Annotated in this window: 14 protein-coding genes; 9 read left to right on the top strand and 5 right to left on the bottom strand. The window is 48.0% G+C overall.

Annotation, left to right across the window (positions count from 1 at the left end; genetic code table 11):
* The first annotated feature begins 94 nt into the window (after positions 1–94).
* Positions 95–409, top strand: coding sequence for a YhcH/YjgK/YiaL family protein (locus tag FPZ49_RS31250; protein ID WP_144854267.1), 315 nt, complete (start codon positions 95–97; stop codon positions 407–409).
* 99 nt (positions 410–508) lie between these two features.
* Here the strand turns inward: FPZ49_RS31250 and FPZ49_RS31245 are convergent, their stop codons facing one another.
* The 3 genes from FPZ49_RS31245 to FPZ49_RS31235 form a co-directional block, all read right to left on the bottom strand.
* The gene (locus FPZ49_RS31245; RefSeq protein ID WP_144854290.1) at positions 509–1,246 is read right to left on the bottom strand and encodes a class I SAM-dependent methyltransferase; all 738 of its coding nucleotides are present in this window, start codon (positions 1,244–1,246) and stop codon (positions 509–511) included.
* Between the two features lie 85 nt (positions 1,247–1,331).
* Positions 1,332–1,541: a KTSC domain-containing protein gene (locus FPZ49_RS37735; protein ID WP_391563893.1), complete on the bottom strand. Its 210-nt coding sequence runs from the start codon at positions 1,539–1,541 to the stop codon at positions 1,332–1,334.
* A gap of 120 nt (positions 1,542–1,661) precedes the next feature.
* Positions 1,662–2,555: a LysR family transcriptional regulator gene (locus FPZ49_RS31235; protein ID WP_144854265.1), complete on the bottom strand. Its 894-nt coding sequence runs from the start codon at positions 2,553–2,555 to the stop codon at positions 1,662–1,664.
* A 119-nt stretch (positions 2,556–2,674) separates the two neighbouring features.
* Between FPZ49_RS31235 and tkt the strand changes: the two genes are divergently transcribed.
* The 3 genes from tkt to FPZ49_RS31220 all read left to right on the top strand — a co-directional run bounded on the left by tkt (position 2,675) and on the right by FPZ49_RS31220 (position 6,350).
* Positions 2,675–4,672, top strand: a complete 1,998-nt coding sequence (tkt, locus tag FPZ49_RS31230; RefSeq protein ID WP_144854264.1) for a transketolase — start codon at positions 2,675–2,677, stop codon at positions 4,670–4,672.
* Positions 4,673–4,699: 27 nt separating this feature from the next.
* Positions 4,700–5,371, top strand: coding sequence for a fructose-6-phosphate aldolase (gene fsa / locus FPZ49_RS31225; RefSeq protein WP_144854263.1), 672 nt, complete (start codon positions 4,700–4,702; stop codon positions 5,369–5,371).
* A gap of 106 nt (positions 5,372–5,477) precedes the next feature.
* Positions 5,478–6,350, top strand: a complete 873-nt coding sequence (locus tag FPZ49_RS31220; protein WP_391563892.1) for a YitT family protein — start codon at positions 5,478–5,480, stop codon at positions 6,348–6,350.
* A 119-nt stretch (positions 6,351–6,469) separates the two neighbouring features.
* Here the strand turns inward: FPZ49_RS31220 and FPZ49_RS31215 are convergent, their stop codons facing one another.
* Together FPZ49_RS31215 and FPZ49_RS31210 are read right to left on the bottom strand one after the other, a co-directional pair.
* Positions 6,470–8,467, bottom strand: coding sequence for a beta-galactosidase (locus FPZ49_RS31215; RefSeq protein WP_144854261.1), 1,998 nt, complete (start codon positions 8,465–8,467; stop codon positions 6,470–6,472).
* A 65-nt stretch (positions 8,468–8,532) separates the two neighbouring features.
* On the bottom strand, positions 8,533–9,084 hold the full coding sequence (locus tag FPZ49_RS31210) for a helix-turn-helix domain-containing protein (protein WP_144854260.1): 552 nt from the start codon (positions 9,082–9,084) through the stop codon (positions 8,533–8,535).
* Between the two features lie 157 nt (positions 9,085–9,241).
* Here FPZ49_RS31210 and FPZ49_RS31205 point away from each other — a divergent pair, with 157 nt between their 5' ends.
* The 5 genes from FPZ49_RS31205 to FPZ49_RS31185 all read left to right on the top strand — a co-directional run bounded on the left by FPZ49_RS31205 (position 9,242) and on the right by FPZ49_RS31185 (position 12,392).
* Positions 9,242–9,901, top strand: a complete 660-nt coding sequence (locus FPZ49_RS31205) for an alpha/beta hydrolase (protein WP_144854259.1) — start codon at positions 9,242–9,244, stop codon at positions 9,899–9,901.
* Positions 9,902–9,909: 8 nt separating this feature from the next.
* A complete protein-coding gene (locus FPZ49_RS31200) occupies positions 9,910–10,680 on the top strand; it encodes a DODA-type extradiol aromatic ring-opening family dioxygenase (RefSeq protein ID WP_144854258.1) in 771 nt (256 codons plus the stop codon).
* A gap of 117 nt (positions 10,681–10,797) precedes the next feature.
* The gene (locus FPZ49_RS31195; protein WP_144854257.1) at positions 10,798–11,559 is read left to right on the top strand and encodes a GTP cyclohydrolase II; all 762 of its coding nucleotides are present in this window, start codon (positions 10,798–10,800) and stop codon (positions 11,557–11,559) included.
* 157 nt (positions 11,560–11,716) lie between these two features.
* Entirely contained in the window at positions 11,717–12,163 is a 447-nt protein-coding gene (locus tag FPZ49_RS31190) for a hypothetical protein (protein ID WP_144854256.1), read from the top strand.
* Position 12,164: 1 nt separating this feature from the next.
* Complete coding sequence (locus tag FPZ49_RS31185; RefSeq protein ID WP_144854255.1) at positions 12,165–12,392, top strand: helix-turn-helix transcriptional regulator; 228 nt, start codon at positions 12,165–12,167, stop codon at positions 12,390–12,392.
* Positions 12,393–12,653 lie beyond the last annotated feature (261 nt).

The following is a 12,653-nucleotide window of genomic DNA, read 5'->3' as shown; positions in this document are numbered from 1 at the left end:
TCTAGGAACATAAGTTCGTTTGTCATGAGATCATTCATCCTGAAACACTGATAACGGAGCAGCGGGTTCGCGGCACCGTTATTTTTATTTATTTATGAAACATCTCAGAAAAACGCTTTGTGAATCTTCACTCCCCCTCTGGGCTGCGAGCATTATTGGGAAGGCCTTCGATTTTGAGAATGACTGTGCATTATATATCGAGGTCCCTAACGAAACTCAGTTAAGACTTATTCCGGGGATGCTTGTAGTTTTATTTCCGGAAGACATTCACAGGCCAGGGTTATCACAAGGTGTTCCAGCCCGTGTACGTAAGGTTGTTGTAAAAGTGGATAAAGAATTGTTTAGAGAAAATGAAATTGAAAAACGCCATTCCTTCTACGTTAAACGCGTGTACGCAAAAGCTCAATGAAAAGAAAAAGACATCTTCCTTGTGGGTTGATGTCTTTTTCTTTTCCAGAACGAATACACTATCGTTTAAGCGTTTTCAATTTTCTTGATTTCCACTACATTAGAGTTTTCTTGCTTTGATTACAAAAGTTACAGGAAGCATCTTTGCTTTTTTTGCAAAATGGCTGTTTGACCGCGATTGCAAAATTTCATCATCAGACTGCTCAACCATTTGTTCAATGACAAATCCCGCTTTTGCCAACGCATTCACATAGGTTGATAGTGTACGGTCCGACAATGTTAGCGTACTTTCGTCGAGAGATACCGAATACCAAGATTCATCGAAATAACACTTTTTAAAAACAAGCGTATTATTTTCTGCAGAAACACATTTGTGTATAGGGTGAGACCAACTGAAAATAAATACGCCGTCTTTTTTTAGATAAGAAGCAATTCGGCGAAAAGTACCCTCAAGGTCGGTTGTCCAGCCTATCGCATAAACCGAATAAACAAAGTCAAAATAATCCTCTGGTATGCCGCATTCTTCTTCCATGGGAGAACAGATTAATTTTGCTGAAAGACCACACGCCGTCAAATGCTGCCGTGTCTTTTCGATTTGGTTTTCTGATAGATCCATACCCCATAGTTCAGACGCTTTGCGTTCCCCCAGATATTGCAAGGATTGACCGCTTCCACAGCCGATTTCCAGCATCTTTTTTCCTGAAACATCGCCAAAAAGCTGGCAATTTTCTTCTGAGACAAAAGCTCCATAAAAAGGAAGCGAGGTGGCTCCTAAAACATCATTTCCTTTTGTATCCCAAAATAAGCTGTTTGTTTCATGAACTGCACTCGGATCCATATCGACCGAGATGGCACCAACCTCACGACCGCCTATAATGTTTGTTCTGTTACTGTCCAACAGACACCCTCCCCAAATATAGAAATCAGAAACTCATAGTACATAAGCGGTATCGCTCCTTGATAAAGTCCGCGTAATAACCGCCTTTAGAGCCCGCGTTCATTAATTCGGCGTGCACGTGACTGGGAACTTCAAGGTAAATGTAGGTAGCGCCCGTGTGAAATCGGATATAAAGCTTGTATAATGTTCGATCGTAGCCGATCGAGTGTATATTGACGGATGAAACCGGAATCATTTGCATATATGGTCACCTCCCGTATTTTAAAATTCGGCGAATTACGGGAGATTCCTACTAGCCTAGTACAAAGATTTTCCGTTCCGTATGTGGGACCTTGCCGAATCTAACGGACCAGAGTTAACGCATATCCGTATGCCGAGCGAGCTCCATAAATTTGCTCGCCGAAACGGACAGCGGCATGTTCCTCATAATCATAATTCCCACCTGTGAGGGGGGGAGAGGGACATCCAATTGAATTTCGAACAGAGAGCCTTCATCCAGCTCCTTCGTAACAAATTCCCTAGCTACGTAAGAAATCCCAAGCCCTTTGCGTGCAAACTCAATCAGAAGATCAACACTCCCGACCTCGATGGCAGGCTTTAGCTGCAAGCCATAGCTTTGAAACAGTTCCGTTATGGTCATTCGTGCCCGGCTGTTGCGGGAAAAGAGAATAACCGGATGCTGAAGCAGCCTGTCCAGGGATAGAACGGTCCCCTTAAGGTCAGCGTAGTTGGAACCGGCAACAAAGCAGTCCTGCAGCTGGAGACTTTCTTTTACATCAAGCAGCGGATCGACAATGGGCATACGTACTACCCCAAAATCAATTTTGCCTTCTTTCAAGAACGTGATGATTTCCGGCGTCGTCCCATGGTTTAGTTGAAGCCGAATGCCGGGATACTTCTGATGAAAGTCCTCCAAATACGGGAGCAAATAATGCTTGAACAGCGAATCGCTGCCGCCAATCCGTAATTCTCCGTTATCCAAATTTTTTAGTGCGGCCATCTTTTCTTCCGCTAAAGTAATAAAGTTCTGCGACTGCCCGATATAAGAATATAAAGCTTCGCCCTCTCTCGTCAGCGTGACGCCTTTGGAATTCCGGTAAAATAAGGTGATACCAAAGCTTTCTTCAAGCTGTTTGATTGCATGGCTGACGCTTGGTTGTGTGAGATACAGTGCCTTGGCGGCCTGAGTCAAGCTGCCTGTCGTAGCGGCCCAATAAAAGACTTTGTACAATTCGTAATTATTGTTCATAGATGCGTTCTATATCCCCTGTCAATTCTATTTATTACGTGTATGACCTTGAACTGTATTATAGTGGAATTACGAAAGTGATACTAGAGCAAGCCATCACATTGATAAAGGAGAACGATATGCCTGTCACGCAAACCATTGATCAACTGGCGATCGATACGATCAGAACGTTGTCGATCGACGCTGTAAACCGTGCCAATTCCGGACATCCTGGGCTTCCGATGGGAGCTGCGCCGATGGCTTATGTCCTTTGGTCCAAGCTGATGAATCATCATCCGGGCAATCCCAAGTGGTTCAACCGCGACCGCTTCGTCCTATCTGCGGGCCACGGTTCGGCTTTACTTTATAGCCTCTTGCATCTGTCCGGATACCAGGTGTCGTTGGAAGATTTAAAACAATTTCGCAAGTTGAACAGCAAAACGCCCGGACATCCCGAATATGGGCACACGGATGGGGTAGAGGCGACAACGGGACCTCTGGGACAAGGGATTGCCATGGCCGTCGGCATGGCAATGGCCGAAGCGCATCTGGCTTCGAAATTCAATCAACCTGGCTTCCCGGTGATTGATCATTATACGTACGCGCTGGTCGGCGACGGATGTCTAATGGAAGGCATCTCCTACGAGGCGATGTCTATGGCCGGACATATGAAGCTGGGCAAATTAATCGTCCTGTACGATTCCAACGACATTTCCTTGGATGGAGCGCTCAACCTAAGCTTCGGCGAAGATATGAAAAAGAGAGCCGAATCGGTGAATTGGGAATATATCCGGGTGGAGGACGGTAACGATGTTTCGCACATTGCGGGCGCCATCGCAGCAGCCAAGCAAAACGATTCCCAACCGACGCTGATTGAAGTTCGGACAGTGATCGGCTACGGCAGCAAGGCGGCAGGAACGAACAAAGTCCATGGCAATCCCCTTGGCCTTGAAGAGGCGAAGGCAACTAAAGAGGCTTATGGATGGAAGTACGAGGAAGAATTTACGGTTCCGAAGGAAGTCAGAGCCCACTTCGAGCAGCTGAAGCAGAACGGCGGGAGCAAAGAAGAGAATTGGAATCAATTGGTTAACGCTTATAAAGTGAACTTTCCTCAGCAGGGAACTGAATTGGAGCAAATGCTCGAAGGCTTCGTAGCATTGAATGATGAAGATATCCTTACGTTCGATACGTCCAAAAGCTTGTCTACTCGCGTAGCAAGCGGAGAGGCGATTAATCATTACGTGAGCATCGTTCCTTCGATTTTTGGCGGGAGCGCGGATTTATCGCATTCTACGATGACGGATATCAAAGGGGAGCAAAAATTCGCCGTAGACTCCTACTCAGGGCGCAATGTATATTTCGGCGTTCGCGAGCATGCAATGGGCGCAGCCGGAAATGGCATGGCCTTGCATGGAGGCGTTAAACCTTTTGTAAGTACCTTCTTCGTGTTCAGCGATTATTTGCGTCCGTCCATTCGGCTTGCCGCGCTTCAAAAGCTGCCCTTGATTTATGTATTTACTCACGATTCCATCGCGGTGGGGGAAGACGGGCCAACGCATGAGCCTGTTGAACAACTGGCGGCACTGCGCACGATTCCGGGGCTTACTGTGATTCGGCCGGCGGATGCCAATGAAACGGCAAGTGCATGGGCTTATGCGCTGCAGCGAAGTGAGGGTCCAGTAGCCCTCGTGCTGAGCCGACAGAACTTGCCCGTGTTTGAGGCGACCAAAGCCAATATCAAAGCGCTAGCCAAAGGCGCCTACGTGCTGGCAGAAACGAACCTGCATCCGGATGTGATATTGATGGCAACCGGATCTGAGGTAGCTCTAGCCATGAACGCCAAAACGGAGCTGGAACGGGACAACGTTTCGGTGCGAGTCGTTGCCATGCCTTGCAGAGAGCTGTTCGATCGCCAATCCGAAGACTATAAACAAAGCGTCCTTCCCGATTCCGTTAGCAAGCGGGTAGCCATCGAAGCAGGGATCTCGTTAGGCTGGGACCGTTACGCAGGGGCGAGCGGGATCGTGTTGTCGATCGATACGTTCGGCGCATCCGGCCCAGGCGGGGCGGTCATGGAATCCTTTGGTTTTTCCGTTCCGAATGTAGTTCAGCTGACGAAACTATTAATTAACAACTAATCAATCCACTCTAGGAGGTAATTCCCTATGAAATATTTTATCGATACCGCCAACCTGGCAGACATCCAAAAAGCTTATAAAGTCGGCATCTTGTCCGGCGTCACGACGAATCCTTCCCTGGTCGCTAAAGAAGGCGTGAAATTCGAGGATCGAATTGCTGAGATTCTGCAGGCTGTGCCGAAGGTTGAATCCGTATCCGCTGAAGTTACGCCGGACGCTCTGACCGCTGAGGAGATGATTGCGCAAGCCAACGAGCTCATCAAAATCAATAATTATGATAAAAACATCACGATCAAGCTGCCGATGACACTCGACGGACTGGAAGCTTGCCGTTATCTCAGCGATAAAGGCGTAAAAACGAATGTTACGCTGATTTTTACCGTGAACCAGGCATTGCTGGCTGCTCGTGCGGGCGCTACTTATGTCTCGCCGTTTCTTGGCCGCTTGGATGATATTTCGGAGGACGGCGTCCAGCTCGTCTCGAAAGTTGCCGAAGTGTTCCGTATTCATAACCTGGAAGCACAGATTATTGCGGCGTCCGTACGCCATCCGGATCACGTGACTCGTGTTGCGATGGCAGGCGCGCATATTGCAACCATTCCTTTTTCCGTCATCGAACAAATCGCCAAGCATCCGCTGACCGATCAAGGTATCGAAAAATTCGCAGCCGATTGGAAAAAGTCTAAATTTGAACTTTAAGCCGATTTACCCTATAATTAATATATGAATACAATACGGTAATTAAAGGTGGAGTCTGTCAAATCAGGCTCCATCTTTTTATTTTGGGAGGGATAATATGGAAATTATGGGACAAATGGCTACACATCCAAAAATGAAGCGGCTAAAATTACTACGTCGAATCGTATTTATGATGATTGGTGCGGGGCTTTTTTCAGTCGGACTGGAAATATTCCTGGTTCCTAATAACATCATCGACGGCGGGGTCACAGGCATTTCTATTATTTTGGCTCATGAAACGAATGTGCCCTTAGGAGTATTTCTAACGCTTTTAAATTTACCTTTTCTGATCATAGGCTATAAACAAATTGGTAAGACCTTTGCGCTGTCAACCCTTTTCGCTGTGCTTATGATGTCAGTCGGCACAAGCCTTCTCATACCTGTACCGCCTTTGACGATTGATCCTCTCTTGGCTGCTGTATTTGGAGGTATCATTTTGGGAATCGGTGTGGGAATGGTAATCAGATCGGGCGGGTCTCTAGATGGAACGGAAATCGTGGCCATCCTTGTAAGCAAGAAAGGTCCTTTTTCCGTTGGTGAGATCGTGATGTTTGTGAATGTATTTATTTTGGGGAGTGCAGGCTTCGTATTTGGTTGGGATCATGCGATGTATTCATTAATTGCTTATTACATTGCGTTTAAACTGATCGACATTACGATTGAAGGACTTGACCAATCCAAATCTGTCTGGATTATTAGCGATAGTTATAATGAAATTGGAGAGGCTATCGTTAAGCGGCTGGGACGGGGAGTGACCTATTTAAACGGCGAAGGAGGATTTACAGGCTCCGATAAAAAGGTTATTTTTTGCGTAATTACGAGGCTTGAAGAAGCTAAGCTGAAATCGATTGTTGATGAGATGGATTCTTCGGCTTTCCTGGCTGTAGGCAATATTCATGACGTAAAGGGCGGCCGCTTCAAAAAGAAGGATATTCATTGATCAAGATGCTGAGCAGACTTTTCTCACCAATTCTGACAACATACAAAGGGCTCCAGATCGATTTTATCGAAATCTGGAGTCCTTTATCAATTCTACATTGAGATTAGCAGCCGGACCTTTTATATCGTCTTCGCGGCTAAGCGAATCGTACGGAATTCATATCGTCCGAGCTCCATTGTTCCGGCTGGAACGTGTTCACCAGACAGGAGGTCCAGACCTCCCTGCGGAAGGGTGACTTTTCCGCCTTTGCCGTCCATGTTGACAATAAACCAGACGGTGAAGCCATTGCCGTGCCTTGGCGCAACGATCGTACCGCTCGTGACGTCGGTTCTTTGCGTTACACCTGCATCTGTAGTATAGTGATCGATCAGCTTTTTCAAGAGCACCTCGCCTTGCTCGCCGCTAGGCATGGAGCCGAGCATGACGATCTTGCCTTCGCCGAGACGACGCTCGGTTATGAAGGCTTTGTCCGGCGCAAGGCCTTGCTGCAGGGTGCCGACCGCCGTCGCTTCCAGAGGCTCGAACACGGCGCTCCACATACTAAGCGGCGAGCTTACGCCGAACGCTTCACCCATCGTGCCTGTTCCATCCATCGGGTAGGTATACAACGTCGCCACGCCGGCCAGCTGATCAAGCTTACCAAGACCCGCATCGGTGTGGATGGTGTGCTCTTCGGTACGTCCGCCGGAGAGCGGACCGACGACCCATATGCCGCCCGCGCGAACGAAAGCTTCAGCCCGGCTCAAAAGCTCGTCCGATAAATAAGGGAGGAACGGCGTAAACAGCAGCTTGTAGCCGCTCAGATCGCTGCCCTCCGGGAGCAGATCGCGATGGATGCCCTGGGTCAGAATAAGGTTGTAGAATTCGGTCACCAGGCTGCGGTGATGCAGCTTCCGATGCGGTTCGGTTTTCAGGAACGCCTTGGATATGTCGGAGTAGGTCATGCCAACCTCTGCTTGCGTAGGGCGCGTCGACGTAATGATGGGCTCAATCGCCTTCCGTGCCGCCTCGACCTCGAGCACGTTTAGGAAGCCGACCGTCGGCTTGCCCCAGCTGCTGATGACGGAGCCATGCGGCTGCTCGCAGCCTGCGCGCTGTTGTCTCCACAGCCAGTAGCAGAAGGCTTCGGCGCCCAGTGCATACGCGGCTACAGCTTCAACGCGCAGATAGCCATTCGGGTGAGGTACGGCATAGCTCTCCAGTGAGGCGGAGTGTGATGGACTCGTCTCCATAATCCAGAAATCGCGGCCCTTCTTGAAATTGCGCCATAGATCGCAGTTGATCAAGTAGGCTTTCGTGTTATCGTAGGTCGCGTAGGTGTCGAAGGAAGCGAAGTCCAGGTTCTTGAACAAACGCTCGTTGTCGACATGGAACATGACGCTGCTGTTGTGCGTGATGGGCATATCGGAATACTTCCGAATGATGTCGGCCTGTTCGTCGCTGAACTCGGCGATCTTCTCAAAGGAAAACCGCTGGTAGTTTGTGCGTAGAGAGGAGTTATGCAGGAACGGGGCAAAGCCCGGCTGCGGCACCTGCTCGAAGCTCAAGTACGCTTCGCTCCAAATATCCGCTCCCCATGCCGAATTCAGCGCTTCGATGGTTCCGTAGCGCTGCTTCAGCCATTGATGCCAGAGATTTTTGCAGCCGCTGCACATGCATTCGGCAACGTGTGCCTTGAATTCATTATCCAGCTGCCAGCCGATCAGGCCAGGCAGACGGCCAACGGCTTTAGCGATATGCTCCGTAATGATGGCAGCCTTTTCGCGGAAATAGCGGTTGTTCGTACATGGATGCTGGCGCGAGCCATGATCCATCGTATGGCCATGCTCATCGACATACATGCGCTCGGGGTGCCCATGGGTGAACCAGATCGGGGGGGTAGGCGTAGGCGTGCACATCACCGTGTCAATGCCGTTCTCATGCATTTTCTTTATGATGTCGACAAAGAAGCCAAGATCGATCTTTCCTTCTTCCGGCTCCATACGGGACCAAGCGAACTCGCCGATCCGGACGACGTTAATGCCTGCTTCCTTCATGATTTGGATGTCTTCTTCAATCACATCAGCACTCCAGAGCTCTGGATAATAAGCGGCGCCGTGGTACAGCTTGGTAGTCATCGTGTTTATCTCTCCTATTTCAGATAGTCGGAATTAGTGAAGTTGGACCTAACAATTATAGCATGCTAAATCAAATCCCATTCGCTGTCGGACTCCGTATAGATCGAAATCAGCACAGTGGCGGTTTCCTCACCAATATTTCTCACCAAATGTGGCGTGCACGCGTTCCAGCTGAACGAATCGCCCTCACTGAATTCGGCCGCGTCTTCCCCTTGCTCAGCGTAGATTCTCCCTTGGATGACAACATGAACCTCCTCGCCTTCATGCGCGTGAGGCTCTTCACCGGTCGAAGCTCCGGGAGGAAGCTCTACGAGCATCATCCTCATGTTCTTCGTGGAGCTCAAATGCTCGACTTTCAATTTTTCAGGGCCGCTGGTCGTGATTTTTCGCTCATGCTTCAACACTTGATTCATCCGCTGTTCTTTCTTCAGCAGCAAATAAGCCAAAGGCACCTTCAAAGCCTGAGCTATATTTTCCAAAGTAGATATGGAGGGGGAGGTTTTATTGGTTTCGACCTGACTCATGAAGCCTTGGGACAGGCCCGTTTCTTCGCAAATTTGGGCAATGGTGATATTTTTTCGCTTCCTAATTGCTCTTATTGATGAGCCGATGTCCATCCCGATTGCTCCTTTTGTTAAAATATTAGTAATACAAAACATAATTACATATTAACAAAATTATTATTGACACGCTAGAATGTTCTATATTAAATTAGTTATATAAACATTAATTTATTATTACTAATATATCAGCTTCCTACGGAAGGGGATTTTCATGAATCCGGCTTATCAATATGACATACATTTACCGGCCAATATGGATCCGGGCAAGAAATATCCTGTCGTCTTTACGCTGCATGGCAAGGGCTCCAATGAACGCAATATGTTTGGCTTGGTTGCTCCGATGGCAGATGATTTCATCATTATCGGTATCCGCGGCAATCTGACGCTTGGAGCAGGCTACCAATACTATGATTTGAAAAGTCTGGGTAACCCCATTCGGGAAATGTTTGACACGGCGGTAAAGCAGCTTGAAGCCTTTATTCATTATGCGACGGAGAAATACCCGATCGATCCGGGCAAACGCTATTTACTCGGCTTTAGCCAAGGTGCCATCCTGGCTATGACGCTTGCGCTTACGATGGGAGCTCGGCTGAAGGGAATCGTTGCGCTGAACGGGTACGTTCCTGATTTTGTGAAGACGGAGTATGCCTTGCAGAGCGTAAAGGACGTCTCGGTATTCGTTTCGCATGGAGAGTATGATTCCGTATTCCCGGTTCGGATCGGGCACGAGTCGGCGGCGTATTTTCAGGATCGGACATCGCTTCTGACCTTCAAACTATACCCGACCGACCACGGTGTATCGGAAGAGAACCAGCTTGATGTACTGAACTGGCTCAAGCAGGATGCAGGTTTAATTACAAACAAGGAGTGAGAAACCTTATGATGCCTTCCTATTTCTTTGCTCACGGCGCACCGTCCATTGTGCTGGAAGATAACGAATATACACAATTACTCAAGAGCTTCAAGGACCATACCCCTAGACCAAAAGCGATCGTACTCTTCTCCGCGCATTGGGAGGAGCCTGTTCAAAGTGTTAGCGCGGCTGGGACCTATGAAACCATTTATGATTTTGGCGGGTTTCAGGATGAGCTTTACCAGATGACTTACCCGGCCCACAGCGATCGCTCGGTGAGCGAGCAGGTTCAATCGCTGTTTGAGAAGCACGGCATACCGAGCGTTCTGGATGAGAAAAGAGGGCTGGACCACGGGGCTTGGGCGGTTCTTAAGCTGCTGTATCCTGAGGCCGATATCCCGGTTATCGCTCTGTCCGTGAACCGTTATTTGTCCAACAAAGTACAGTATCAAATCGGCATGGCGTTGGCAGAGCTTAGGGAGCAGGATGTTCTGATCATCGGGAGCGGTGGCACCGTCCACAATCTACGAAGATTGAATTGGCGATCCCATGGGATCGACGATTGGGCGGAGCAGTTCGACAGCTGGATCCAAAATAAGCTCGAGTCATGGGATACGGAAGCGTTGTTTCAGTATCGGGAATTGGCTCCATACGCCCAGGAAGCTGTACCGACGAATGAACATTTTATTCCGCTGCTGCTCGCGATGGGAGCCGGAGACTCCAGTCGTCAAGCCAAGCTGCTTCATCGCAGCTATCAGTACGGAAACCTGAGCTTAAGCTGCTGGCAATTTAATTGAAATTAGTCTAGCTAAAATCTGGCCCCCTTTCATGTTGAGAAACATAACGGGGCTTTTTTTGCGCATATTAAGACAAGAAGGATTTGGACTGATCCGGAATGCAAAGGGGATGTATACATGCCTGCTGTAAAGCACTTTGATCCTAAAGTGATCTCGCTTTTACAAGAGAGAATACAACGAATCCAAACGGACAAAGGAGCGATCTATCTTGTCGGCCCCATTAAGCTGCCGGTTAACTTAGAGGGGGAGACCGCCGAGTTTAAGTGGTATTGCTGGCTGAATTGCCATGAGGTGACGGAGGATTTTGAACGGATCGTGGCCAAACTATCTGCCGCGAATTTAGCTGAGCTCCAACAATCGAGCGTGCTTGTCCATGGGGATTTTTCCGATGCTGAGCATGCCTTGATCCGGTTCCACTCCATTTGTCATACCGGCGATATTTTTGGCAGCAAGCGATGTGACTGCGGATATCAGCTCAAGCAGTCGATGAAGCATATTGCTGAGCAGGGGAGCGGCGCGTTATTTTATCTTGCCAATCATGAAGGAAGAGGCATCGGGCTTTTTAGTAAAGCTCTCGCTTATATACTTCAAGAAAACGGGTTTGATACGGTGGATGCTAATCTTCAGCTGGGTTTTGTTGATGATGCCCGCGATTATAGTGATGCCATCAAGGTTTTGAAGGCGCTTCGGACGAAGCCCGTCACATTGATAACCAACAATCCAAGAAAATTAGATGCGCTGCGAAAGGCAGGCTTGGATGTAGAGGATCGCGTTCAGCTGTGGGGAGACGTCTCTGAATTTAACGAGAAATATTTGAAAACGAAAATCGAGAGGTCCGGGCATTTGAACGAAGGCGAAGGCTGCTGTAATAATGACTGAGGTAAAGCACGTACGGCCAAGTGCCATGCGTGCTTTTTGCGTTAACAGAGGGTGACTTGCAGATATGATGTAAAACATACTTTACATTATGAATGAAATATATTACATTATGTATATCAAACTTAACTTAGAAAAAAGTGTAAAGGTGGTGTAGTGCATGACCTATCAAGAACAGAAGAGCATCGTATCGTTGATCAGCGCAATCCTCATTTTCGGGTCTTATTGTGCGTACATGTACCCGCAGTATCCCCAGGGAGGGCTGGAGTCGACGGCTGCCTTTCATTATTGGGGTACCTTCGTTCTCATCTTGACCTTGGTTTCCATTGTCGCACATATCATTATCAGCATTATTTTTAATATCATTTTCAGGATCACGACCGGAGAAAAGGAACCCACCTTTGCAGATGAACTGGATAAACTCATTGATTTGAAGGCGTTTCGAAACTCCTTTTTCGTTTTTATCCTCGGCTTTCTTCTTGCCATGGGCTCGCTAGTCATCGATCAGCCGATTCAAGTGATGTTCCTGATTCTGATCGCTTCTGGCTTCATTTCCGATGTGACCGGCTCTATAACCAGGCTTTACCATTACAGGAAAGGAGTCTAATATGGGCAAAAATCTTGTCGGCAATCACATCCGAAAATTACGGTTCAACCATCATGAAATGACCCAACAGCAGCTGGCTGACAAGGTTGGCGTTACAAGACAAACCATTGTAGCTCTGGAGAAGGGTAACTACTCCCCGTCTCTTGAACTGGCTTTTCGCATTGCTCACGCCTTTAGCTTACCTTTGGGGGAGGTTTTCTTTTACGGGGATCACACTCAGAATTTATGAAAGGAGAAGACAAGCAAATGAACTTTTCTATCCAAAAGAGCGCGTTTCTTGTGGGAGTACTGTTTATAGTAGCAGCCGTTACGTCGATCATAGGCGGTCTTATTCTATACCAACCCATCCTTGGTCCCGATTACTTAATTAGTTACCCCTGAAAAAATCGGGGGATTTTATAGGAAATAAAAAAGGAATTCGCAACCTCCAGATGGAAGTTGTTGTTGTCGAGGCAACAAAAACCATCAAAACGAGGGGCGGAATTCCTAT

The organism is Paenibacillus cremeus (genome assembly GCF_007786445.1).
Taxonomy (GTDB): Bacteria; Bacillota; Bacilli; order Paenibacillales; family NBRC-103111; genus Paenibacillus_G; species Paenibacillus_G cremeus.
Note: the sequence above shows the minus strand (reverse complement) of the source record. Positions and strands in the feature narration are given on the sequence as shown.

Coding starts and splice junctions, on each gene's coding strand:
- FPZ49_RS31220 (WP_391563892.1), top strand. CDS start 5,478: ATGGGACAAATGGCTACACATCCAAAAATGAAGCGGCTAAAATTACTA.
- FPZ49_RS31250 (WP_144854267.1), top strand. CDS start 95: ATGAAACATCTCAGAAAAACGCTTTGTGAATCTTCACTCCCCCTCTGG.
- FPZ49_RS31185 (WP_144854255.1), top strand. CDS start 12,165: ATGGGCAAAAATCTTGTCGGCAATCACATCCGAAAATTACGGTTCAAC.
- FPZ49_RS31200 (WP_144854258.1), top strand. CDS start 9,910: ATGATGCCTTCCTATTTCTTTGCTCACGGCGCACCGTCCATTGTGCTG.
- FPZ49_RS37735 (WP_391563893.1), bottom strand. CDS start 1,541: ATGATTCCGGTTTCATCCGTCAATATACACTCGATCGGCTACGATCGA.
- FPZ49_RS31215 (WP_144854261.1), bottom strand. CDS start 8,467: ATGACTACCAAGCTGTACCACGGCGCCGCTTATTATCCAGAGCTCTGG.
- FPZ49_RS31195 (WP_144854257.1), top strand. CDS start 10,798: ATGCCTGCTGTAAAGCACTTTGATCCTAAAGTGATCTCGCTTTTACAA.
- FPZ49_RS31205 (WP_144854259.1), top strand. CDS start 9,242: ATGAATCCGGCTTATCAATATGACATACATTTACCGGCCAATATGGAT.
- FPZ49_RS31210 (WP_144854260.1), bottom strand. CDS start 9,084: ATGGACATCGGCTCATCAATAAGAGCAATTAGGAAGCGAAAAAATATC.
- fsa (WP_144854263.1), top strand. CDS start 4,700: ATGAAATATTTTATCGATACCGCCAACCTGGCAGACATCCAAAAAGCT.
- FPZ49_RS31245 (WP_144854290.1), bottom strand. CDS start 1,246: ATGGATCCGAGTGCAGTTCATGAAACAAACAGCTTATTTTGGGATACA.
- FPZ49_RS31235 (WP_144854265.1), bottom strand. CDS start 2,555: ATGAACAATAATTACGAATTGTACAAAGTCTTTTATTGGGCCGCTACG.
- tkt (WP_144854264.1), top strand. CDS start 2,675: ATGCCTGTCACGCAAACCATTGATCAACTGGCGATCGATACGATCAGA.
- FPZ49_RS31190 (WP_144854256.1), top strand. CDS start 11,717: ATGACCTATCAAGAACAGAAGAGCATCGTATCGTTGATCAGCGCAATC.